23 protein-coding genes are annotated in these 23,894 nt (G+C 35.2%); 14 read left to right on the plus strand and 9 right to left on the minus strand.

What is annotated here, in order from left to right; translation table 11 throughout:
• Window positions 1–6: 6 nt before the first annotated feature.
• Both RT037_RS05225 and ychF read right to left on the minus strand, forming a co-directional pair.
• A complete protein-coding gene (locus RT037_RS05225; protein ID WP_313028617.1) occupies window positions 7–804 on the minus strand; it encodes a T9SS-dependent choice-of-anchor J family protein in 798 nt (265 codons plus the stop codon).
• A 92-nt stretch (window positions 805–896) separates the two neighbouring features.
• The gene (ychF, locus tag RT037_RS05230) at window positions 897–1,988 is read right to left on the minus strand and encodes a redox-regulated ATPase YchF (protein WP_079667096.1); all 1,092 of its coding nucleotides are present in this window, start codon (window positions 1,986–1,988) and stop codon (window positions 897–899) included.
• A gap of 401 nt (window positions 1,989–2,389) precedes the next feature.
• Between ychF and RT037_RS05235 the strand changes: the two genes are divergently transcribed.
• Complete coding sequence (locus RT037_RS05235; protein WP_313028618.1) at window positions 2,390–2,689, plus strand: hypothetical protein; 300 nt, start codon at window positions 2,390–2,392, stop codon at window positions 2,687–2,689.
• Here the strand turns inward: RT037_RS05235 and RT037_RS05240 are convergent.
• Window positions 2,667–4,703 carry a recombinase gene (locus RT037_RS05240; protein ID WP_313028621.1) on the minus strand — a complete coding sequence of 679 codons (2,037 nt, stop codon included), beginning with the start codon at window positions 4,701–4,703 and terminating at the stop codon, window positions 2,667–2,669. The genes RT037_RS05235 and RT037_RS05240 overlap by 23 nt on opposite strands.
• 17 nt (window positions 4,704–4,720) lie before the next feature.
• Window positions 4,721–5,368 (minus strand): monofunctional biosynthetic peptidoglycan transglycosylase, encoded by a 648-nt coding sequence (mtgA, locus tag RT037_RS05245; protein ID WP_313028624.1) that lies wholly within the window; start codon window positions 5,366–5,368, stop codon window positions 4,721–4,723.
• Between the two features lie 135 nt (window positions 5,369–5,503).
• Here mtgA and RT037_RS05250 point away from each other — a divergent pair, with 135 nt between their 5' ends.
• Window positions 5,504–7,099 carry a peptide chain release factor 3 gene (locus RT037_RS05250; protein WP_313028625.1) on the plus strand — a complete coding sequence of 532 codons (1,596 nt, stop codon included), beginning with the start codon at window positions 5,504–5,506 and terminating at the stop codon, window positions 7,097–7,099.
• Between the two features lie 242 nt (window positions 7,100–7,341).
• Complete coding sequence (locus tag RT037_RS05255; RefSeq protein ID WP_313028626.1) at window positions 7,342–7,620, plus strand: hypothetical protein; 279 nt, start codon at window positions 7,342–7,344, stop codon at window positions 7,618–7,620.
• A gap of 77 nt (window positions 7,621–7,697) precedes the next feature.
• On the opposite strand, the gene pruA is transcribed toward RT037_RS05255, so the two are convergent.
• Window positions 7,698–9,323: an L-glutamate gamma-semialdehyde dehydrogenase gene (gene pruA, locus RT037_RS05260; RefSeq protein WP_313028628.1), complete on the minus strand. Its 1,626-nt coding sequence runs from the start codon at window positions 9,321–9,323 to the stop codon at window positions 7,698–7,700.
• Window positions 9,324–9,521: 198 nt separating this feature from the next.
• Between pruA and dacB the strand changes: the two genes are divergently transcribed.
• The gene (gene dacB / locus RT037_RS05265; RefSeq protein WP_313028630.1) at window positions 9,522–10,895 is read left to right on the plus strand and encodes a D-alanyl-D-alanine carboxypeptidase/D-alanyl-D-alanine-endopeptidase; all 1,374 of its coding nucleotides are present in this window, start codon (window positions 9,522–9,524) and stop codon (window positions 10,893–10,895) included.
• Window positions 10,896–11,405: a DNA-deoxyinosine glycosylase gene (locus RT037_RS05270; RefSeq protein WP_313028632.1), complete on the plus strand. Its 510-nt coding sequence runs from the start codon at window positions 10,896–10,898 to the stop codon at window positions 11,403–11,405. It abuts the gene before it with no gap.
• On the opposite strand, the gene RT037_RS05275 is transcribed toward RT037_RS05270, so the two are convergent.
• Window positions 11,368–11,556, minus strand: a complete 189-nt coding sequence (locus tag RT037_RS05275; RefSeq protein ID WP_313028634.1) for a hypothetical protein — start codon at window positions 11,554–11,556, stop codon at window positions 11,368–11,370. The two genes, RT037_RS05270 and RT037_RS05275, sit on opposite strands and share 38 nt — an antisense overlap.
• Before the next feature lie 203 nt (window positions 11,557–11,759).
• On the opposite strand from RT037_RS05275, the gene queA reads away from it, so the two are divergent.
• The 9 genes from queA to RT037_RS05320 all read left to right on the plus strand — a co-directional run bounded on the left by queA (window position 11,760) and on the right by RT037_RS05320 (window position 21,317).
• Entirely contained in the window at window positions 11,760–12,809 is a 1,050-nt protein-coding gene (queA, locus tag RT037_RS05280; protein WP_312324638.1) for a tRNA preQ1(34) S-adenosylmethionine ribosyltransferase-isomerase QueA, read from the plus strand.
• Window positions 12,810–12,889: 80 nt separating this feature from the next.
• Window positions 12,890–13,756: a hypothetical protein gene (locus tag RT037_RS05285; RefSeq protein WP_313028636.1), complete on the plus strand. Its 867-nt coding sequence runs from the start codon at window positions 12,890–12,892 to the stop codon at window positions 13,754–13,756.
• A gap of 98 nt (window positions 13,757–13,854) precedes the next feature.
• Window positions 13,855–14,385, plus strand: coding sequence for a PLDc N-terminal domain-containing protein (locus RT037_RS05290; RefSeq protein WP_313028638.1), 531 nt, complete (start codon window positions 13,855–13,857; stop codon window positions 14,383–14,385).
• Window positions 14,386–14,403: 18 nt separating this feature from the next.
• Window positions 14,404–15,318, plus strand: a complete 915-nt coding sequence (gene cls, locus RT037_RS05295; RefSeq protein ID WP_313028640.1) for a cardiolipin synthase — start codon at window positions 14,404–14,406, stop codon at window positions 15,316–15,318.
• A gap of 104 nt (window positions 15,319–15,422) precedes the next feature.
• Window positions 15,423–17,282 (plus strand): DNA topoisomerase IV subunit B, encoded by a 1,860-nt coding sequence (locus RT037_RS05300; RefSeq protein ID WP_313028642.1) that lies wholly within the window; start codon window positions 15,423–15,425, stop codon window positions 17,280–17,282.
• A 23-nt stretch (window positions 17,283–17,305) separates the two neighbouring features.
• A complete protein-coding gene (locus tag RT037_RS05305; RefSeq protein WP_313028644.1) occupies window positions 17,306–17,800 on the plus strand; it encodes a hypothetical protein in 495 nt (164 codons plus the stop codon).
• The gene (locus RT037_RS05310) at window positions 17,800–20,415 is read left to right on the plus strand and encodes a DNA gyrase/topoisomerase IV subunit A (RefSeq protein ID WP_313028646.1); all 2,616 of its coding nucleotides are present in this window, start codon (window positions 17,800–17,802) and stop codon (window positions 20,413–20,415) included. Before RT037_RS05305 ends, RT037_RS05310 begins: the two co-directional genes overlap by 1 nt.
• The gene (locus RT037_RS05315) at window positions 20,415–21,071 is read left to right on the plus strand and encodes a rhomboid family intramembrane serine protease (protein WP_313028648.1); all 657 of its coding nucleotides are present in this window, start codon (window positions 20,415–20,417) and stop codon (window positions 21,069–21,071) included. Before RT037_RS05310 ends, RT037_RS05315 begins: the two co-directional genes overlap by 1 nt.
• A 90-nt stretch (window positions 21,072–21,161) precedes the next feature.
• Window positions 21,162–21,317 (plus strand): (4Fe-4S)-binding protein, encoded by a 156-nt coding sequence (locus tag RT037_RS05320; protein WP_313028651.1) that lies wholly within the window; start codon window positions 21,162–21,164, stop codon window positions 21,315–21,317.
• Between the two features lie 33 nt (window positions 21,318–21,350).
• Here RT037_RS05320 and prmC read toward each other — a convergent pair whose 3' ends face one another.
• The 3 genes from prmC to RT037_RS05335 all read right to left on the minus strand — a co-directional run bounded on the left by prmC (window position 21,351) and on the right by RT037_RS05335 (window position 23,835).
• Window positions 21,351–22,205: a peptide chain release factor N(5)-glutamine methyltransferase gene (gene prmC, locus RT037_RS05325; protein ID WP_313028653.1), complete on the minus strand. Its 855-nt coding sequence runs from the start codon at window positions 22,203–22,205 to the stop codon at window positions 21,351–21,353.
• Between the two features lie 39 nt (window positions 22,206–22,244).
• Window positions 22,245–23,006, minus strand: a complete 762-nt coding sequence (gene yaaA / locus RT037_RS05330; RefSeq protein ID WP_313028654.1) for a peroxide stress protein YaaA — start codon at window positions 23,004–23,006, stop codon at window positions 22,245–22,247.
• A gap of 217 nt (window positions 23,007–23,223) precedes the next feature.
• Window positions 23,224–23,835: an L-threonylcarbamoyladenylate synthase gene (locus tag RT037_RS05335; protein ID WP_313028656.1), complete on the minus strand. Its 612-nt coding sequence runs from the start codon at window positions 23,833–23,835 to the stop codon at window positions 23,224–23,226.
• Window positions 23,836–23,894 lie beyond the last annotated feature (59 nt).

Below are 23,894 nucleotides of genomic sequence, written 5' to 3' on the forward strand. Positions count from 1 at the left end.
GAAAAGTTATTTTTTAATAATCTTTCTAGAGATTACATCTTTACCAGAATAAATATTAACAAGATAGTGACCAGAAGTTAAGTTTTGGATGTTGGCTTCAGAAGCTTTTGTTTCCAAAACGATATTTCCAGACATATCAAAAACACGAATTTTTTCGATGTTGTTAAGACCTTCAACTTTTATTAAATCAGAAGTTGGATTTGGGTAGATTTTAATACCAATTTTGTTTGCATCAGATGTAGCAAGTTTAGCTTCCTCAATAACTTGGATATTATCTAATATCAAAACTAAAAGATCCGTACAATTATAATGTCTGAATACAACTTGTACAGCTTGTCCCGCATATTGGCTAATGTCGACATTAACGTGTTTTGCTTCCTGCATATATCCAGCATCAAGCGTTTCTTCGAAAACAGGCGTTTCAGTTCCTGTAAAATTTGAGCTTGCCGGAATCACATAAACAGCATAATGCTCTTGAAAGTAGTCAGCATCAAAAGCGCCAATATCAAACTTTAAGGACAATGTTTTATCTGCATTGTTTGGCAAATTAATAATAGGGCTTGTCAATGTGTTGTCGGGTGTAAAAGCTTCCATGAACCATGACCATGATGTAGCATAATATCCAGAAAAAGCATCAACTTCTGAATTGTCAAATTCCCATTTTTCGCCATCACCGTCTCGATCTTCATTAATCCAGGAATTACGCCCAGATTCTGTTTCAAAATCTTCACTGAAAATTACAGTTTGTGAGAAACCTGCAAAGCCTACTAAAAATAAAGCTGCAAAAGATAGTTTTTTAATCATAAATAATATTTTAAGTTGACCAAATGTACTAAAAAACAAAACACTCGCCTAAAAGCAAGTGTTTTGATAATTTATTTAAACTAAAAATTTAATTAAACATTAAATCTAAAGTGCATAATATCACCATCTTGTACGATGTATTCTTTACCTTCTACAGAAAGCTTTCCAGCCTCTTTTACTTTAGCTTCAGAACCGTAAGTCATGTAGTCGTCGTACTTGATAACTTCGGCACGGATAAAGCCTTTCTCAAAGTCTGTATGGATAACACCAGCAGCTTGTGGCGCCGTCCAACCTTTCCCGATTGTCCAAGCTCTAACTTCCTTAACACCTGCCGTAAAGTAAGTTTGAAGTTTCAATAATGCATAGGCTTGACGAATCAATCTATTAACGCCTGGCTCTTCTAGACCTAGCTCTTCTAGGAACATTTGACGCTCTTCATAAGACTCTAGCTCGTTGATGTCAGCTTCGATTTGTGCTGCAAGAACAACAACTTCAGCGCCTTCATTTTTCGCCATTTCTTCGATTTTAGCAATCCAGTCGTTACCGTTTTTAATTGAGTTTTCGTCAACATTACAAACGTAAAGAACAGGCTTATTTGTCAACAACTGTACTTCGTCGATAATCGACTTTGTTAAATCATCCACTGGGAATTCTCTTGCGTTTTTTCCGTCCTCTACAAATTGTTGAAGCTTTTGTAAAGTTTCGTACGTCAAGATATCTTCCTTTTTACCAGATTTGATGAATTTTTTTGCTTTGTCAACTGCTTTTCCGATTGTTTCAAGATCTTTAAGCTGAAGCTCGATATCGATAATCTCTTTGTCACGAAGTGGATCAACAGAACCTTCTACGTGGATAATATTACCATTATCAAAACATCTCAAAACATGGATAATCGCTTCACATTCGCGGATGTTAGCCAGAAATTGATTACCAAGACCTTCACCTTTGCTCGCACCCTTTACAAGTCCTGCGATGTCAACAATCTCAACAACTGCTGGCAAAACACGCTCAGGATTTACGATTTTTTCAAGTTCGAAAAGTCGTGGATCTGGTACCGAAACCGTCCCTAAATTAGGCTCGATAGTACAGAAAGGGTAGTTCGCAGATTGCGCTTTGGCATTACTAAGACAGTTAAAAAGTGTTGATTTTCCAACGTTAGGTAGTCCTACAATTCCACATTTCATTATATGTCGATGTTTATTTAGTTAATATTTAATAATTTGAATATTGAATTTGCTTCAAATAATCGCGTGCAAAGATAGTGATTTTGTTTTTTAAATTTTAATTTTACATCGTCGCAGAAAAGCGATTGTAGCTTGGCTAAAAAATAATTAAAACGCAATAGCTATACTTTTTAATTTTAGATCAAAGGAGCTACTTTACATGACATCTTTAAGGTTTTGGTAGTTTAATATAATTAAGCTTCGTTCGGTATAAACTAACGTCAGTTCGAGTTGATTTTTCTATGAAATGACAGCTCGTATAAAAAAAGTGTTTTATCCCCGAAAAGATGTTGGTTATATCCTCCGTATTCCTTTGTGATTAATATTTAAGTGAAAAAAAATATTGTTGAAAAGCTTTAATAATGGGAAAGAAAAAGAAAAGAGAGTTTTTGTCTTCGGAATTGGTAAAGAGTTTTGCAAGAATCCACGGATTTGAGTCAAAACTTCGGGCCTTTGAGGTTAAAGATTTCTTACAAGATTATCTTTCTACTAATCTTTTTAATGAGATAGAATCGGTTAATATTGATGCAGATCAACTTTTAATAAAGATAAAATCACCTTTGTTAAAAAATGATTTTAGACTTCGAAAAAGTTTTTATTTAAATAAAATTAAAACCAATCTTGGCGACGATTTCGATTTTAAAGATCTTTTGGTTTTGTAGAAGATTTTGATTTTTCCATTAATTCTTGCGCTTTTCCGTCTAGTCTTGAGCGTATCGGAATAAAGAATCTCAAAGGATTTTTGATAAAATAATTAAAGATTTCTTTAAAGATGGCGCCCACTTCTGTAGTATTCATTTTTCTTGAACGGAACGCCAAGATCATCGATAGTCCAAAGCTGACAATAAAGTTGAAAAATCCAATTAAAAATACGGTGACAAAGCCTATCCAAAACGTGTAAGAATCTACAGAAAAGTCTTTACCATAAAGTCCTAGTGCAAAGTTACCAGCCGCAAAGGTAATGTGTCGAATATCCAGGTCTAATCCGAAAAACAAACCGATAGGCGCCGTCGCGCCTAAGAAAACCCCGAACCAAAAGTTAGAGACAATCCCAGCCCAGTTTTTAGAATAATATTTAGATAGGCTTTCCGCAAATTTGTTTCCGAAGAAATAATTGATAAATGGATTCTTCGCAATACGTTCTGGTATTTTGTAAAATATAGAGTTGTTGCCAATATTACCAGAAATAATCCCAGAAATAAATAAGAAAAAACCAGCAATACAAGCATGGAAAATAGCTTTTGATTCAAAAGGGTTGAGATCGGTCAGCAACTTGGTCGATTTGTCGATGGCAAAATTTTGTTTAAATAAAACTTCGAGTCCATATACAATCGCCAGCGCAATCGGGAATGCCAGCAAGACGTTTCCAACAAAGGCAATAAACTGCGTTCTAAATAATTTTGAAACCAAATGCGCAAAATCTGTAAAGTTTGATTTTCTACTTTCTCCATCAGCAAGCACTTTTGCCATAGTCGCCGCTGTCATTGCAGGTTGCTTGGTCGCAAGTGTAAAATGCATGAGGTAGATCATCACAAAACCCATCGCATAGTTAAGCGAATACAAAAATGCGTGACTAAAATCGCTACCTTCGAGACTACCGTACAACATTTTGAGAACACAAAGTGCTCCAACGATAACACCGCCACCACTAGCTTTCCAAAACATTTTCATGTAATCTTTAGCGTTAGAGGTGATATAGTGCGTTCCTGTTTCTGCCGTGTGGTTGGTAATTAGGTGCGACATCAATCGTGTGCTGTCAGAGATCAAATCTTGTACATTATTCTTATGAGATTTGTAGCGAAGAATATTGAGAAACAACTGTTTTGATCGTACGACGTAATCTTCAGGTGTGTCAATAACAAAGATTTGTAGGATATCGGACATCCTCGTCAACTGCTGACGAATCTTTAAAAGATAAAGATTAATCTTACTAGAAATTCCATATTTTCCGCTGTTCTTAAAAGCGATATTTACGAAATCTTGACATTGTTGTAGATAGACTTTTATCTGCTTGTAAACTTCATCCTTTGAGTTGAGTTGGAAGTTAGGATCTTCTTTGAATTGTGTTATTAAAATATCCAATTCGTTTTGTAAAGCCAAAAATGGATTATCGAGATTACGATACTTAGGTACCATCTTCATAACTTCCACATCCATCGCATTCCCGATAACGCGCCATGCTAAAACATTGAAAGCAAAAAGCAATTCTCGTTTCACATAAGGATTAGCAACAAAGCGGTCAACTTTCAAAAGTCTAAAAAGCTCACTTAGTTTATCTTCTTGCGAATTAATGAAAAAATCTAAATCTTTTTTTGGTGTAACCGAAACAACATCTACGAGGTACCAAATAGTGTCTTCGTTTTCGATGCTTGGCAGAAATTTATTTAGAAGTCGTTTTTTCAGTTCAGGGAAGAAAGCGTTTTCGGATAAAATATCCGCCTCTGTCAAAGATAGATTGAAGGTTTTATCTTTAAAAATATTATGAATATAATAACTAAGGTTTTCTGTAATATGGTGATTATCTTTAAGATAAGCTACAAAAACGCCGATGTCTTCTTTTTTTACCGCAGCTATTAGTTCAGCAAGCGGATCTAGAGAAAAAGTTTCGTTTTTGGCACTAAAATATTTTTTTAGAACCATACTAAAATTGTCTCTGTTTTTTAATCTTAAAGCCATAAGTCTTGCAAAGATAATTATTTCAGAACAATGTTATTCATTTGGCGCATTACCCAATTGTGCTTTTTGCGCAAATAAGGTGTAGGATTTTTTGGATCGTATTTTTTTGGATTAGGTAACACAACAGCGATCCAAGCGGCTTCGCTTTTTGTTAAATCTTTAGCGCTTTTACCAAAGTAATAATTAGATGCTGCTTCTACACCAAAAACGCCTTGTCCCATTTCGATAGAGTTAAGATAACGCGCAAGGATAACGTCTTTGCCCCAAACTTTTTCGATAATAAATGTATAAACAACTTCCAATCCTTTTCGGAACCAGCTTCTACCTTGCCACAAAAAAACATTTTTTGCAGTCTGTTGAGAAATCGTACTTCCGCCACGACGGATTTCACCCTTCTTTTCGTTGTGTTTTAATGCCTTTTGTATGGCTTTTGTATCGAAACCGTTATGCGTAAAAAATAATTGATCTTCGGACGCTATCACCGCTTTTTTTACATTATTTCCCATGTCGTCATAAGAAATATAATCGCGCTCTAGTTTTCCGTATTTAATAATACCACCCAATTGCGTCCACGTTATTGGTGGATTAAAAAATAGGCCAAGTGCTATGAATAGGATGTTAGCAATGATTATTACTAAAATTAATTTCTTTAAAAATTTAAACATTTTATACTGTTTTCATGGGCAAAAATACTTAGATTTTAATAATTTTCAAATGATAAAGTATCAAGAAAAATTCATATCAATTCTAATTTTAGTTTTTGAATAAAAATCACGATTTTTGCAATCTGAAATTTTATTATGTCTTTAGAAAAAGAAATTAGCAAAAGAAAAACATTTGGGATCATCGCGCACCCCGATGCTGGTAAAACGACTTTGACGGAGAAATTACTACTTTTCGGAGGAGCGATCCAAGAAGCAGGTGCGGTTAAATCCAACAAGATAAAAAAAGGTGCAACGTCTGACTTTATGGAAATCGAACGTCAAAGAGGGATTTCTGTAGCGACGTCGGTGTTGGCTTTCGAATATAAAAATCATAAAATCAACATTCTCGATACGCCTGGTCACAAGGACTTTGCGGAAGATACCTACAGAACATTAACTGCGGTTGACTCGGTGATTGTGGTTGTTGACGTTGCAAAAGGTGTTGAGGAACAAACTGAAAAATTGGTTCAGGTTTGTCAAATGAGAAATATTCCGATGTTGGTTTTCATCAACAAGTTGGATAGAGAAGGGAAGGACGCCTTCGATCTTTTGGATGAAGTTGAACAAAAATTAGGTCTTAGCGTTGTGCCACTTTCTTTGCCAATCGGTATGGGAAGCGACTTCCAAGGGATTTATAATATTTGGGAAAAGAACATTCAATTATTCTTAGAAGAGAAAAAACAAAAAGTTGGAGATTCAATAAAATTTGATGATATCACCGATCCCAAAATCGACGAAATGATTGGCGAAAAAGCAGCAGCTCAACTTCGTGAAGAATTGGAATTGATTGCATCTGTCTATCCAGAATTTGATAGAGAGGCTTATGTTAATGGTAATCAACAACCAGTTTTCTTTGGTTCGGCATTAAATAATTTTGGTGTTCGTGAGCTTTTGGATGCGTTTATTGAAATCGCGCCGATGCCTCAACCAAAAGAGTCAGATCTTAGGATTGTAAAACCAGAAGAGAAAAACTTTACTGGCTTTGTTTTCAAAATCCACGCGAATATGGATCCAAAACACCGTGACCGTTTGGCTTTCGTGAAGATCGTTTCTGGTACTTTCAAAAGAAATGAAAATTATCTTTTGGTAAGAGATGGCAAAAAAATGAAATTTTCGTCACCTAATGCATTCTTCGCTGACAAAAAGGAAATTGTTGAAGAGAGTTTCCCAGGTGATATTGTTGGTCTTCACGATACGGGGAATTTTAGAATTGGTGATACTTTGACCGCTGGCGAAAAGCTAAACTTTAAAGGTATTCCGAGTTTCTCGCCAGAACATTTCCGTTTCATTAATAACGATGATCCTCTCAAGGCTAAACAATTGTCCAAAGGTATTGATCAATTAATGGACGAAGGCGTTGCGCAGTTATTCATCATGGAAATGAATGGTCGTAAGATTATCGGGACAGTTGGGGCGCTTCAGTTTGAAGTTATTCAGTATCGTCTAGAGCACGAATATGGTGCAAAATGTTCTTATGAGCCATTGTCAATCCACAAAGCTTGTTGGGTTGAGGCGGATGAAAAGTCTGAGGAATTCCGTGAGTTTGCAAGACTTAAGCAACGTTTTTTAGCGAGAGATAAGTACGATCAATTGGTGTTCTTGGCAGATTCATCATTCACCATTCACATGACTCAGGAGAAATTCCCGAACATTAAATTACACTTCATAAGTGAATTTAGAAATCGAGATTAAATTTTATTTCAGATAAATTATCAAAAGCCAATTTGGAAACAAGTTGGCTTTTTTTTGTTTATATATTTTGAATTTTAGGCTAAAAAAATAGAAATAAAGCTTTGTTAAAATATTATAAAAGCTTTTAAAATATTATAAATTGTAAATAACTAAATAATAATTAACTATTAATATTGTTTTAATACAAGCTAAAAAAAAATTATAAATAGTGAAAAAAAAGTAGTAAAATTATTTACCTATTGTTGTTGGAATTAGGATTTACAATTTTGTCATGTCGAGATGACGATGATGATAATCCTTATAATCCAAATAACGCAGGGGTACCAAAAATTAGTTTTGTAACTAATCTGGCCGATGACGCTAATGTTAAATTCTACATTACAACAAAAGATGATTTCGAAGTAGATTTTGGCGATGGAAAGAAGATTAAACAAACTAAAAGTACAACGACTGACGAAATTATTGTAAATTCTAAATTACTAGGTAAAGAGGTAAAAATCTCTAGGAAGAAACTAGAATAGTTTGTGTTTTTTTAATAAAGAAGAAAGCCAGTCTAATTGCGGACTGGCTTTCTTTATTTTTTTTTAATTAAATAGGATTAACCTAAATAAGGATATTTATAATCTTTAGGCGATACAAAAGTCTCTTTAATAGATCGTACAGATACCCAACGTAGAAGATTCATTTTAGAACCTGCTTTGTCATTAGTTCCTGATGCTCTACCACCACCGAAAGGTTGTTGACCAACAACTGCACCAGTTGGCTTGTCGTTGATGTAGAAGTTACCAGATGCATTTTCTAAAGCTTTGTAAGCTTCGTCAATGGCATAACGACATTGTGAGAATACAGATCCAGTTAAAGAATATGGAGACGAAGAATCTACTAATTTCAATGTCTCTGCCCAATCTGCATCTTGGTAAACATAAACAGATAGGATAGGACCAAAGATTTCTTCAACCATACTTTCGTATTGAGGATTTGTTGTTTCGATAACTGTAGGATGTACGAACCAACCTTTAGCATCGTCATATTTACCACCGATTGCAACAGTTGCTTCAGAAGATGCGTTAGCTCTATCGATGTAACCTTTACATTTTTCGAAAGAATTTTTGTCAATAACAGCATTAACAAAGTTAGAAGGATCTTCTGGAGAACCAACTTTAATAGTTGACATTTGGTTTTCCATTACTTTTTTAACATCGTTCCAAAGCGATTGAGGAATATAAGCTCTAGATGCCGCAGAACATTTTTGACCTTGGTATTCGAAAGCACCTCTTACCAAAGCAGTTGCAACAGCTTCTACATTAGCCGATGGATGTGCGATTACAAAATCTTTACCACCTGTCTCACCAACGATTCTTGGATAAGTTCTGTAGTTGTGGATATTATCACCAATCATTTTCCACATCCCTTGGAAAACTTTAGTAGAACCAGTAAAGTGAAGACCAGCAAAATCTCTGTGAGCCATTACTTTCTCAGCAGTTTCTTTACCGTCAGTGAAGATCATATTGATAACTCCGTCAGGAAGACCAGCTTCTTTTAGGACGTCCATAATAACTTTTGCAGAGTAGATTTGCTTGTCAGATGGTTTCCAAACTACAACGTTACCCATCATCGCCATACAAGCTGGTAGGTTACCAGAAATTGCTGTGAAGTTAAAAGGCGTCACCGCAAAACAGAATCCTTCTAAAGGTCTGTATTCAACTCTGTTCCAAATTCCGTTATCAGAAATTGGTTGCTCAGCATACATTTCTGTCATAAACTCCGCATTGAATCTTAAAAAGTCAATAAACTCACAAGCAGCATCAATCTCAGCTTGATGAACGTTTTTAGATTGACCAATCATCGTTGCTGCGTTGATGATATCTCTATAAGGTCCTGCAATAAGATCAGCTGCTTTTAAAAAGATAGAAACACGTTGTTCCCAACCTAGCGCATTCCATTTTGCTTTCGCAGCTAAGGCTGTGTCAATTGCTTGGTCAACGTGCGACATATCACCTTGGTGATAAAATCCAAAATCATGTTGGTGATCTTGTGGCGATTGCAATCTAACGTGGTTATTAGTTTTAACATTTTTACCATTGATAACCATTGGGATTTCGATCTTTTCTGCCCACATTTTTTTGTAAGTGGCGATTAAGCTTTTTACTTCTGAAGATCCTGGTTCGTAAGAGTTTACAGGTTCATTAATCGCAATAGGAACTTGCGAAATTGCTTTTGACATATTGTAATATTTTTAATTTTCGAATTAAAGTCTTACAAATTTACCCAATATTTAATGAAAGAAAAAATTAAAATACCTAATGTTTGTTACAACAAACTTAAATGTATTGTTTAAAAAGAATATAGACATTAAAAAAGTTCTTAGCCGCATGATTTATCCTGCATTTCTTATATTTGAAATGCATAAAGTTTTTATTAAATGAAAAGGATATTCTTGAGTTTGGTATTGGTAACGCAAGTTGCTATGGCACAAAATGTTGCAGATCAATTGGATAAATCGACGCAGAAACTTCTAAATTCTTCGGGAGCATATTCTGCAAATTTATCTTTCTATGTTGCTGATGATAACGGGAATGTGGTGTACGAATATCAACCCAACAAAGGTCTTTCTACGGCAAGTACGCAAAAGATTTTTACGGCAGCAGCAGCTTTAGAAATTTTAGGAAAAGATTATCGATATACGACGACTGCAAGTTACTCTGGACAAATCAAGAATGGTAATTTGGAAGGCGATCTTTGGGTAAGTTCTAACGGTGATCCCACTTTGGGAAGTTGGCGCTATGATGATTACAAACCCGAAAAGTTTAAAGAAAAACTTTATCATGCTTTACAACAAAAAGGCATAAAATCTATTGCAGGAAATATTATAATTGATGATTCTTATTTCGATTTTCAGTCGGTGCCAGGTGGGTGGCCTTGGGACGATATCGGGAATTATTACGGTGCCGGAACATGGGGAATCAATTGGCGCGAAAATCAGTTTGACATCAATACCAACGGAACGCAGTTTAAGAATTTTTCTTACGATTTAGAAAATGTAAAATGGATTAATGAGCTAAAAGCTGCAGGTTCTTCAGATCAAAGTTTGATTTTTACAGCGCCACATTCGGATGTTGCTTTAATTAATGGAAGTTTGCCCGCAGGGAAAGCGATGACGGTTTCTGGTTCGGTTCCCAATCCGCCTTTGCAATTAGGAGCAGAATTAAAATCATTTTTAAATTCTAAAAACATTAGTGTTTCTGGAAATGTGGAAACCTACTACGGCAACCAACTTTCTGGTAAAAAAATGGATTCTTATCCTGTCAAAAATAATTTTTTCGAATACCAGTCGCCGACTTTGGACAAAATGGTATTTTGGTTTTTAAGAAAAAGTATCAACTTCTATGGCGAAACTTTTTTAAAAACAATGGCAAAAGAGAAGAAAGGAAATCCATCTTATAAAGTTGGCGTTCAGTTTTTGAAAGATTTTTGGAAGTCAAAAGGGATTAATGCATCTATGATAAATTTTGCGGATGGAAGCGGCTTATCACCACAAAATTATGTGTCTGCAAAAGCGGAAGTTCAAGCTTTGTTATATGCGCAAAAGCAGCCTTGGTTTTTGGCTTATTTTGAAGGATTTCCAACACAGAACGCCATGAAAATGAAAAGTGGAACCATCCGCGATACCAAATCTTTTGCAGGCTATCACACTTCGAAAGCGGGCAAAAAATATGTCTACGCGATTATTCTCAACAACTATCAATCGGGCGATATCAGCCAAGCTTTGTTCAATGTTTTGGATAATTTGAAGTAAATGTCAAAACGTATTTCCTCGTTTCCGGCGGTTATTCATGAAGATTCCGAAATTTTGATTTTAGGATCAATTCCGGGTGTTAAGTCTTTGGAGATGCAAGAATATTATGCGCATCCTCAGAATAAATTTTGGTCGATTATTTTTGAATTATTTAATGAAGATTTCACTAAAGATTATCAAAGAAAACTTCAAATTTTAAAGAAGAATAAAATTGCGCTTTGGGATGTCATCGACTCTTGCGAACGCAAAGGAAGTCTCGATTCTGAAATTAAAAACGAAAAGGAAAATGACATTTTAAAACTTTTAAAAGATTATCCTAATCTTAAAGTCATCTTTTGTAATGGGCAAAAATCTTACAAAAATTTAATAAAAACTTTCGGAAAAGAAATTGAAGTTCCAGTTGTTGCTTTGCCTTCTACAAGCCCTTTACATACGATTTCGTTTGATAAAAAATTGGAAGTTTGGCAACAGATTAAAGATCATGCTTCATCATGCCTTTCAGAAGATTAATTTGATTTTTTGCACGGACAAGATTTTGTCCTTCGTAACTCAAACCGTAATAGATATCGCCTCTTATATAGTCAACCAAAAAACGCATGGCGTGGATGTGGACAATAATTTTCGGTGCAAAATTGAAGTGCTCAATTTCTAGTGGCGGCAAGACTGGCTGTTTTTATGAAATCTCTTCTGTTAGTTGCCATATTAATTTTTGTAAAAGTGGATTGAATTTAGAAATATTATTCTTAAAAAAGATGTTTTTTAGAAAAAAAATTTATAAAAGTTTAAAGGCTTGACAAAGGCTTTTTAATATCGTATCTTTGCAAATCTATTATTCACAAATTTTTAAACCGTAATTTAAAAAAAATGAAAACTTCAGATTTTAATTTCGACTTGCCAGAAGAGTTATTGGCAGAGCATCCAGCAGAACACAGAGACGAAGCAAGATTAATGGTTCTTAACCGTAAAGATAGAACAATTGAGCACAAACTTTTCAAAGATGTTATTGATTATTTTGATGAGCATGACTTGTTCATTTTTAATAACACTAAAGTTTTTCCTGCAAGATTGTACGGAAACAAAGAGAAAACTGGTGCTAAAATCGAGGTTTTCTTGCTAAGAGAATTAGATAAAGAAACTAGAGTGTGGGACGTATTGGTTGATCCTGCTCGTAAAATAAGAATTGGTAACAAATTATTCTTCACAGAAGACGAATCTTTGGTAGCGGAAGTTATCGATAACACGACGTCTAGAGGTAGAACTTTAAGATTCTTATACGATGGGTCTTACGAAGAATTCCGTGCTAAGTTGAACGAACTTGGAGAAACACCACTTCCAAAATATATTAAAAGAGAAGTTGAACCAGAAGATGCAGAGCGTTACCAAACAATCTACGCTAAAGTTGAAGGTGCGGTTGCAGCGCCAACTGCAGGTTTGCATTTCTCAAAACATCTGATGAAGCGTCTTGAGATTAAAGGTGTTGACTTTGCAGAAATCACGTTGCACGTTGGTTTAGGAACATTTAATCCGATCGAAGTGGAAGATTTGTCAAAGCACAAAATGGAATCGGAGGAAGTTATTATCGATCAACATAATGCAGACATTATCAACAAAGCGGTAGAAGAGAAAAGAAGAATTTGTGCAGTTGGTACAACAACAATGCGTGCTATCGAAACTTCTGTGTCATCTAATCGCAAGATTGGACCTTTCAATGGATGGACTAACAAATTTATCTATCCACCTCATGATTTTGGAGTTGCTAATGCAATGATCACTAACTTCCATACACCGAAGTCAACATTAATTATGATGATCGCTGCTTTTGCTGATAAAGATTTTATCATGGAAGCTTATGAAGAAGCGATTAAAGAAAAATATAAATTCTATTCTTACGGTGACGCCATGTTGATCATCTAAGATTGGTAACATATTTGATACAAATGCACAGTTGATAATAGCTGTGCATTTTTTGTTTTAGCTATTTTAAAAATAAAATTATGAAAGCAATATTATTAAGTGTCACAACAATTGGTCTTTTCTCTTGTCAATCGCCAACAGACAGTAAGTTGGAGGTGTTAACGACCTTACCGAAAGTTATTAAAGAAGCTTCTGCAGCTGAGGTTACATCAGCATCGCCAGATTTAGTTTGGACGATAGAGGATCAAAAAAATGATAATATTTTATTTGGTTTTACTAAAAATGGAGAATTAAAAAAAGAAATCCGAATTAACAATGTTAAAAATAATGACTGGGAAGATCTAACGGCGGATGATGCTGGTAATATCTACATTGGTGACTTTGGAAACAACGATAACGAAAGACAAAATCTAGCGATTTATAAAATTAATGCTTCGGATTTGGCGAAAGATCAAACTGACGCTTCGGAGATTGTTGAGTTTTATTATCCGGAGCAAACCGAATTTCCTACCAAGAAAAAAGATCGAATTTACGATTCGGAGTCATTCTTTATTTTCAATAATCAATTTTACTTATTTACAAAAAATAGAAGTTCAAAATTTGATGGCACAACCTCTTTGTATCGCGTTGATAACAAACCGGGGCAACGATTACCTGCTAAAAAGATTTCGAGCTTTGTGACTTGCGATAACTTCAACCATTGCGCGGTGACAAGTGCTGCGATGAGTCCTGATAAAAAGAAAGTTGCGATTTTGAGTTCGGATAAAGTTTGGATTTTTACAGATTTCAAAGGGGATGATTTCTTTTCTGGAAAATCTCAGATGATCGAGTTGGATCATTTTACACAAAAAGAAGGTTTGACTTTCGAGAGCAATGATAGTCTTTTGATTACCGATGAAGCAGCCAAAAAAGGCGAATCTTTTCTGTATCGTTTAAAACTGAAATAAAATCTATTTAATTAAAACAAATACAACCGTCGATAATGACGGTTTTTTTGTTTTTTTTCTAAACTTAATTTTCTTACTTTTAATTTCAAATCTTGGTTATGAAAGAATTTCTAGAACAACATCATATTTTAATATTAATTCTCGAAACTCTTTATTTCGTGGGCATTATCTTACTTTCTGCAAAGATTATTACCGATACCAAAACTACGAGTAAAACCTTAGCTTATCTTTTATTGATCATTTTTTTACCCATTATTGGGATTTTAATTTATTTTTTCTTTGGCGTTAATTATCGCAAGAATAAGTTTTATGATTTCAAAGTGGAGCGAAATGAGAAGATTTATGACGATATTAAAAAGTTTATTAAAAGCTCTCATCATAAAGTTTTGGAATCGCATCAGAAGGAATTGCAAAAGTATTTTTCGACTTTTTCGTTTTTGTTCAATGCGACGCAATCTCCGCTTACAGATAGCAATACTGTCGAATTATTAATAAATGGTGAAGAAAAATTTCCTAAAGTTTTTGAAGTTTTAAAATCTGCAAAACATCATATTCATCTAGAATATTACATTTTCGAAGACGATTATATTGGACAAGAACTTAGTAATATTTTAATTGAAAAAGCTTAAAATAATGTCGTTGTACGGATGCTTTATGATGATCTTGGAAGTGGTAAATTATCAAAATCTCTTAAAAATGAATTAAAAGCTGCAGGTGTAGAACTTTATCCTGTTAACAAAATTACGTTCCGATTGTTCGCTAATCGGGTTAATTATCGCGATCACCGTAAGATAATTATTGTTGACGGACGCGAGGTTTTCTCAGGCGGCATCAATGTTTCGCAAAAGTATGTTAATGATAAACCTGATAAGTTATTTTGGCGCGATACACATCTTTATATTAAAGGAACAGGTGCGTTTTATTATCAGTTTTTATTTTTGAGTAACTGGTTGTTTTCGACTAAAAAGATTCCAGAAATTGATGCTTCTTATTTTAATTATTCAGATTTTGATGGAGATCAAATTATCCAAGTTGCAGCGAGTGGACCAGACATCAAACCAGCGATTATGATGTCTACAGTTTCTGCAATTTATTCTGCAACCAAAAGGGTTTTTATTACCACGCCATATTTTATTCCTGTAGAGTCGGTGTTGCAGGCTATCAAGCAAGTTTCTCTTTCTGGCGTTGATGTCAGATTGCTGGTGCCCGCAAAGGGAGATTCGATGATTGTTAATGCGGCTGCCTATTCTTATTACGAAGAATTATTGGAGTCTGGTGTCAAAATATATTTTTACGAAAAAGGTTTTGTACATGCGAAAACGATTGTCGTTGACGATGATTTATCAATTGTTGGGACAGCAAATATGGATGTGAGAAGTCAAGAACTCAATTTCGAAGTTAACACCATGGTGTATGATAAGATTATTACAGAAAAATTGGCTGCTAGTTATTTTGAAGATTTAAAACAGTCTAAAGAGATCTTTTTAAAAGACTGGAAAGCGCGACCAAAACTAAAATCTTTCTTCGAACATTTAGCACGATTGTTCTCTCCATTATTATGATTTTTTAACAATAATTTTCAATTCTAAAACTTAATCTTTATTTTTGTAAAGAGTGTCAAAATTTTTTAGAAATTAAGACTAAAAGTGGCGCGAGAGCTTATAATATGGTAGAAAATAACACAGTTAATTATTCCGAAGACAATATCAGAACCCTCGATTGGCAAGAGCACATTCGACTGCGTCCTGGGATGTATATCGGGAAGTTGGGAGATGGCTCATCGGCGGATGATGGTATTTATATTTTGCTGAAGGAGATTATCGATAACTCTATCGATGAATTCCGTATGAAATCTGGGAAAAGAATCGAAATCAAAGTTGATGAAGGCAAGGTTTCGATCCGAGATTTTGGACGTGGAATTCCGTTGGGGAAGGTGGTTGACGCTGTTTCTAAAATGAATACCGGAGGTAAGTACGATAGCAAAGCTTTTAAAAAATCGGTTGGTCTTAACGGTGTTGGTACAAAGGCGGTTAATGCACTTTCAGGATATTTTAAAGTGAGATCTTTCCGTGATGGGAAGATGAAAGTTGCCGAGTTTTCGCGCGGAATTATTACTGAAAACCATGAAGAAAAAGAAACTTCGGACAGAAACGGTACCGAAATTTCCTTCGTTCCTGATGCGGATATTTTCTTAAATTTTAAATTTAGAAAAGAGTATATCGAAAGAATGCTTCGCAATTATGCGTATCTTAATCCAGGACTGAAAATTCTTTTCAATGGTGAAACTTTCTATTCCGAAAATGGATTAAAAGACCTTTTGGATGAGGAACTAGAAGGCGAAATCCTTTATCCAATTATCCATTTGCAAGATAATGATATAGAAGTTGCCATCACGCATTCTGACAAGTCGCAGACAGAGACTTATTTTTCGTTTGTTAACGGACAAAATACAACGCAAGGAGGGACGCACCTTAATGCTTTTCGAGAAGCTTATGTTAAAACCATTCGTGAGTTTTTTAATAAAAACTTTGATGCGTCAGATATTAGAAAATCGATTATTGCAGCTATCTCCATTAATGTTGAAGAACCTGTATTTGAATCTCAAACTAAAACTAAACTTGGCTCTAACGATGTTGGACCAAATGGACCGACGGTTCGTACTTTTATAATTGATTTCTTAAAAAGTAAATTAGATAATTTTTTACATAAGAATCCAGAATTTGCGGAAACTATTCAGAGAAAAATTTTAATTTCTGAACGTGAAAGAAAAGAGCTTTCTGGTATCCAGAAATTAGCGAGAGAGCGTGCTAAAAAAGTGTCGCTACATAATAAAAAACTGAGAGATTGTCGTCATCATTACAACGATCAAAAGGCGGCTCGTAAGGCCGAAACAATGATCTTTATTACCGAAGGAGATTCGGCTTCTGGATCGATTACAAAGTCTCGTGATGTAGAAACCCAAGCGGTATTTTCATTAAAAGGTAAGCCACTAAATACTTATGGTTTAACAAAGAAAATTGTATACGAAAACGAAGAATTCAACTTGTTACAAGCTGCTCTTAATATCGAAGAAAGTATGGAGGATTTGCGTTATAATCACGTGATTATCGCAACCGATGCCGATGTCGATGGTATGCACATTAGATTGTTGATGATTACATTTTTCTTGCAATTCTTCCCAGATGTTATTAAAAATGGACATCTTTTTATTTTGCAAACGCCTTTGTTTAGAGTAAGAAATAAAAAAGAAACGAGATATTGTTATACCGAAGAAGAGCGTGTTAGAGCACTTAACGAACTTGGTAAAAATCCTGAGATCACACGATTCAAAGGTTTGGGAGAGATTTCGCCTGATGAGTTCAAGCATTTTATAGGAAAAGACATTCGATTGGAGCCAGTTGTTTTGGGTAAAGACCAAACAATTGAGCAACTTTTAGAGTTTTATATGGGAAAAAACACGCCCGAAAGACAGTTATTCATATTGGATAATCTTGTTGTAGAAAATGATGATATTGATCAAAAATAGGTTTAATAAAGGCTTTGTTTTTCATGAGATTAAGTAATAAAAAGAGAACTCCGATATATAATTTTATCCAAACTATACTTTTTGTGGGGATTATTTTGGGGATGGTAGCATTTTTTGTCGAGCGTTATAAGATTGTTTTTTTAGGCTGGGAAAGTTACCTTCTTATTGTAATTCCTGTTTTTATAGGGATTTTGTACTGGACTCGAGGCAAGCAGATTTTTGAATATGATAGCGATGGCGAAACTTTGACGATCAACAATTATAGTATTGTCCCTTTTTTTAAAGATCAAAAAAAAGACGAATTTCCTAAGTACAAACTACAGAATTTTCAAGTTGTGAATTTGATTATTATTAAAAGACTTCTTATAACGATACATAGTAAAAAGAACCATCATTTACATTTAAAATACGATGTTTCTTATCTGAGGAATAAAGAAGTTAAAGACTTAAAAATATCATTGCGAAAGGTTTTAAAGGCTAATAAAGAAGAAAACCAAGTGGTTACCGAAACAGTATAATGGAAGAGAATAATTATCAAGAAGAAAGCCTGAAAAAAGTTTCGGGATTATATAAAGATTGGTTTTTAGATTATGCATCTTATGTAATTTTGGATCGTGCGATTCCATCCGTTTTTGATGGCTTCAAACCAGTACAAAGACGTATTCTACACTCGATGCGAGAGTTAGAAGATGGTCGTTACAATAAGGTTGCAAATATCGTTGGTAACACGATGAAGTACCACCCGCACGGTGATGCGTCGATTACAGATGCAATGGTGCAGATTGGTCAAAAAGAGTTATTGATCGATACGCAAGGTAACTGGGGGAATATCTTTACTGGAGATTCTGCGGCTGCTGCGCGTTATATCGAAGCACGTTTGACGCCTTTTGCGCTGGAAGTTGTTTTTAATCCGAAAACAACAGATTGGGTAAAATCTTATGATGGTCGTAACAACGAGCCAGTCGATCTTCCTGTTAAATTCCCGATGTTGTTGGCACAAGGTGCGGAAGGTATTGGTGTTGGTCTTTCGACAAAGATTTTGCCTCATAATTTTAATGAGTTAATCAATGCGTCTATAGCTCATCTTAAAGGTAAAAAGTTCGATATTTTTCCAGACTTTTTAACGGGTGGGATGCTCGATGTTAGCAATTATAATGATGGACATCGGGGCGGAAAACTTCGTGCTAGAGCAAGAATTATCCAAAAAGATAAAAATACGCTTTGCATAACAGAACTTCCTTTTTCTAAAAATACTGGAGATCTGATTGATAGCATCATCAAAGCTAATGAAAGAGGTAAGATTAAAATTAAAAAAATTGAAGACAATACATCTGACAAGGTGGAGATTATCATTCATTTGACGAATGATGTTTCCCCGGATAAGATGATTGATGCGTTGTATGCTTTCACGGATTGTGAAGTGGCAATTTCGCCGAATGCTTGCGTTATTGTTGGTGATAAGCCGATGTTTTTGTCGGTTTCAGAAATTCTTAGAAGAAATACTGATCATACAGTTTCTCTTTTAAAACTCGAACTTGAGATTGAGTTGGGCGAATTGGAGGAGAAGTGGCATTTCGCATCACTTGAGAAGATCTTCATCGAAAACGAAATTTACCAAGAAATTAAAAACCGAACTTCCAAAGAAGAAGTTTATGCAGCAATTGATAAAGCTTTAAAGCCTTTTACTAAACATTTGATGCGAGCGGTGACAACCGAGGATATTATTCGATTGACCGAGTTGCCATTTATGAGGATTTCGCGTTATGACCAAGATAAAGCTTTAGAAAACATTGCTTCTTTAGAAGGTAAAATCGAGCAAGTAAAACATCATCTTGCAAATTTGGTAACCTATGCGATTGACTATTTTTTAAACATCCAAAAGAAATTTGGGAAGAACAAAGAACGTCGTACAGAACTTAGAGTTTTTGATACAATTGATGCGACGAAAGTTGCTGTAGCCAACGAGAAATTCTATGTGAATAGGGAAGAAGGCTTCATCGGGACTTCACTTAAAAAAGACGAATATGTTTTCGATTGTTCGGATATTGACGATATTATCACTTTCCGAAAAGATGGCGGTATGCAAGTCACCAAAGTTGAAAGTAAAACTTTCGTTGGTAAGAATATTTTGCATGTTGGTATTTGGAAGAAGAATGATAAGCGCACCGTTTACAACATGATTTATCGTGAAGGTAAAGAAGGTCCATATTACATGAAGCGTTTTGCGGTGACAGGTGTTATCAGAGCGAATGATTATAAATTAGCTTCGGATAAAAGAGGTTCGGAAGTGCTTTATTTTTCAGCAAATCCTAATGGTGAAGCAGAAGTTGTTTCGGTATTATTAAAACCGAATGCGCGTATCCGTAAGAATAGAATTGAAGTCGATTTTTCTGAGTTAGCGATTAAAGGTCGTGATTCTCGTGGAAATTTAGTGACAAAATATGCTGTTAAAAAAGTTGATTTAAAAGAGGAAGGGGTTTCGACTTTAGCACCAAGAAAAATTTGGTTTGATGAAAGTGTGCGCCGTCTTAATGCTGATGGACGCGGAACTTTATTAGGAAGTTTTAAAGGTGAGGACAAAATTTTAACGATTAATACGCAAGGTGAAGCCAAGTTGGTGTCGTTTGATCTGAGTAATCGTTTTGATGATGAATATTTAATTTTAGAAAAATGGAAACCTGAGCAACCTGTGACTTGTATCTATTTTGATGGAGAAAAAGCAATTTATTTCATCAAGCGTTTCTTGTTTGAAAATACGCCAAGTGTACAAACCTTTATGCCGTCTGAGCATCCAAAATCTTTTATAGAATTTGTTGGGACTAACGATGGCTGCATTGCGGAAATTAATTTTGCTAAAGATAAAACAGGAAAAGAAAAAGAAGCAGAAAGCATCAACCTTGACGAATTTATCACTGTTAAAGGCATCAAAGCGATGGGCAATCAGTTTATAAAAGACAAGGTTAAAAACATCAATATCATTATTCCTGAGCCTGTTGAAGAACCAGAAGTAGAAGAGGAGTTTGATGCAAATGCTGTCAATTCGGCAGAGTTTGACGAAGGTGGAACCATTGGAGACCTTTTTGATGAACCAGAAGGAGATCAAGACTCAGAACCAGAAAATAACGAAGAATAATGCCACCATTACTATTAACTTTAATTGTCATCACTTGCGGAATCAGTATTTACGGATTCCAAAATCAAGCTTTTTTTGAAAAGTATAAATTCAATGTAGGTGCAGTCCAATCACGAAAAGAGTATATCCGATTGTTGTCAGCGGGTTTTTTGCATGGCGACTTTATGCACTTGTTTTTCAACATGTTTACGCTGTATTTCTTTGCGCCGATTGTGATGTCAGCATTTGGAGAAATCGGATTTTTGGTGGTGTATTTCGGATCAATTTTGCTTGGGAATTTATTCAGTTTGTATATTTATAAACATCAAAGTTATTATTCGGCAATTGGTGCTAGTGGAGGAGTTTCGGGGATTTTGTTTGCAGCAATTGCAGCGTATCCCCATATTGGTATTGGTATTATGTTTATTCCGTTGCCGATTCCGGGTTACATATTTGGAGCCTTGTATTTTGCCTATTCAGTTTATATGATGTTAAATCCTAAACAATGGGATAATCTTGGTCATGCGGCGCATTTGGGTGGTGCAGGTTTCGGATTGTTGTATGCGATTGTTTTCCATTTAGATTTAGTCCTTGAAAATGCGATGTATTTAGGAATAATGTCTTTACCGCTGGTTTATTTAGCTTATCAAATTTTTACAAAGAAAAAAATTGGTTAACTTTAAACTATAAATACAAAGAATATGGAAACTAAAAGATAACCAATAACAAAGACATTACAGTGCTTTGAACACCCGATAAATGCAAGCATGCGGGAGTTTGTTAAGACGCTTCAAAAAGTTTATGATCACAAAGCTATACCTTGGATAACTCCAGAAAACGCAACAAAAGAAGAACTTATTGCTCAAATTGACGCTTGTCCGTCAGGTGCTTTAGGTTATGTTTTAGAAGGTAATTCTAAATAAAATACAAAGAAAAGCGAACTATTTTGGTTCGCTTTATTTTTTGACGTAGATCATTCTGTCGTTGTCTGAGAGGTCTTTTATAAGTTTTGAAACTTTAAATTCTCTGTATAATTCTAAAGTTTCGGGACCATATTTTTGATTAATTTCCAGGAAGATTAATCCTTTTTCTTTGAGGTGAGATTTCCCGAGTTCTGCGATTCTTTTATAAAATATCAACACATCTTCTGTTGGCGAAAATAAAGCTAAATTGGGTTCAAACGACTTTACCGAATCTTCGATATTGATATTCTCTTCAATGCCAATGTAAGGCGGATTACTGATGATAATGTCGTAAACATCCTCTGGACTTTCGTTAAGAATATCTTTTTTATGAATTTGAATGTCAACTTCATGTAAAGCCGCATTTTGCTTAGCTATTTCTAAAGCTTCTTCGGAAACGTCTAATGCATGAACTTCCGCGTCTGGGAAATTTAATTTTAAAATTATAGGAATAATGCCACTTCCAGTTCCGATGTCAAGGATTTTTAGATTTTGAATGGCATTTTCTTTTTGAAACTCTTTGATGTAATGCGAAGCCAATTCTAAAAGTTCTTCCGTCTCAGGTCGTGGTATTAAAACATGTTCGTTAACCTTAAATAATTTACCATAAAACTCTGTTTCACCAGTAATCTGTTGATAAGGTTTTCCTGATTTTAAATCTTCTAAAATACTGTCAAATGTTTCTTTATCGGCATTTAGTAATTCTTGATTTTCAAACTTATAATCTTCATATCTTTTAAATCCAAAGATTTTGTCCGCAAAAATATAAAATAGAATGATGCTTTCGGAAGTTGAATATTGCTCTGAAAGTTCATTTTGAAAACGTTTCTTAAGATCTGAAATGGTCAATTGGATATACGAATTATGAATTATTTGATTTAATTAAAACTATCTTGTGAAAACAAGATTGGTGTCGGTTGATAGTTTTTCGTCGATTAAGTAATTTTCATAATTGAATGCTTTAACGTCGTTAAGTGTTTTAGCATTGCTTTCGGCACAAAAGCGAATCATTAATCCTCTCGCATGTTTGGTGTACACAACAATCGTTTTTAGTTTTCCGTCGGGTTGTATTTGTCGGAATTCGAAATCGATGATTGGCGCTTTTATCTTTTTGCGATCGATAACTTTTACGTATTCGTTACTGGCTAAGTTTAGAATTAAATCTTTGGCTTCCAGCTCTGAGTTAAGTTGCTCTGTCACACGCTCTGTCCAAAAATCGTAAAGGTTTTTGTTTTTGTCAAACGCAAAAGGACGTCCCATTTCTAGTCGATACAACATAATGCGGTCAGACGGTTTTAGCAAACCATAAAGTCCCGACAACATTCTGTAGTTTTTTTGTAAATAATCGATGGCTGACTTGTCCAAAGTTGTGGCATCCAAACCTCTGTAAACTTCTCCAACAAAAGCAAACATTGCTGGTGCTGATTCTTTAGGTTTTGGATTAGCTTTCCAGTTTTGGTTACGTTCCCAGTTTTCGTCCGCTAATTTGGAAGAAATCTCCATAAGTTCGGACAAATATTTGGGGTCTTTATGTTTGAGGTAAGATTGTATTTCTTCGGCTTCTTTGATGAATTTTGGCGTTGTGGAGCGCAGTAGATCGGTTTGATTTTCGATGTTCATCAATTTGGCTGGTGAGCTTAGTATTTTCATAATTTTTTTAAGTTTTCTAATGCGCTTGCATTTTTACTTTTGAAATTTTATGTTCTTTAGTTTTAAGATTTTCAATAAAAACTAAAATCTGCCATGTCAATTTCAACTATGCGGGATTGCGCCCCGACGTAGTCGGAACTCCTTTTGCGAGAGGCTTTGCCGAGCAAAAGAGTGGGAGACGAAGACGGAAATGTGCGCCCAAAATAATTTTGAAATTCTAGATTTCGCCTTTTCCTTGACGGATAATTTCGGGTTCGCCAGAGGTTAAGTCCACAATGGTTGATGCCACGTTGTCGCCATAACCGCTGTCAATAACGATGTCTACGAGGTTGTCATACTTTTCGGCGATCAATTCGGGATCGGTAGAATATTCGAGAATTTCGTCATCATCGCGGATGGATGTCGAGGCAATGGGATGGCCAAGCTTCTCCACAATTAGTTGCGGAATGCTGTGGTCGGGTACTCTGATACCCACTGTTTTAGCGCCTTTGTAAGCTAGAGGCAGATTTTTGTTGGCGTCCAAAATGAAGGTGAATGGCCCTGGCAAATGGTTTTTTAGAAATCTGAAAGTCGACGTCTCAATAGGCTTGGTGAACTCCGACAAATGACTAAGGTCGTTGCAGATAATCGAAAACTTTGCTTTCTCTAGCTTTATACCTTTTAGACTTGCCAACTTTTCCATGGCCTTTAGGTTGTTGATGTCGCAGCCTAGCGCATAGATTGTGTCGGAGGGATAGATGATAAGCCCGCCGTCCCGCAAGGTTTTCACGACTTGGTCGATGTAGTTTTCTTGCGGATTGTCTGGATAGATTTTCAGAATTTTTGCCATAAGGCAAAGTTAGTGAATTAGGAGGTAAAAATTACAAGCTATAATTGCAGACTTATTTT

This window comes from Soonwooa sp. (assembly GCF_032062245.1).
Classification (GTDB): Bacteria; Bacteroidota; Bacteroidia; order Flavobacteriales; family Weeksellaceae; genus Soonwooa.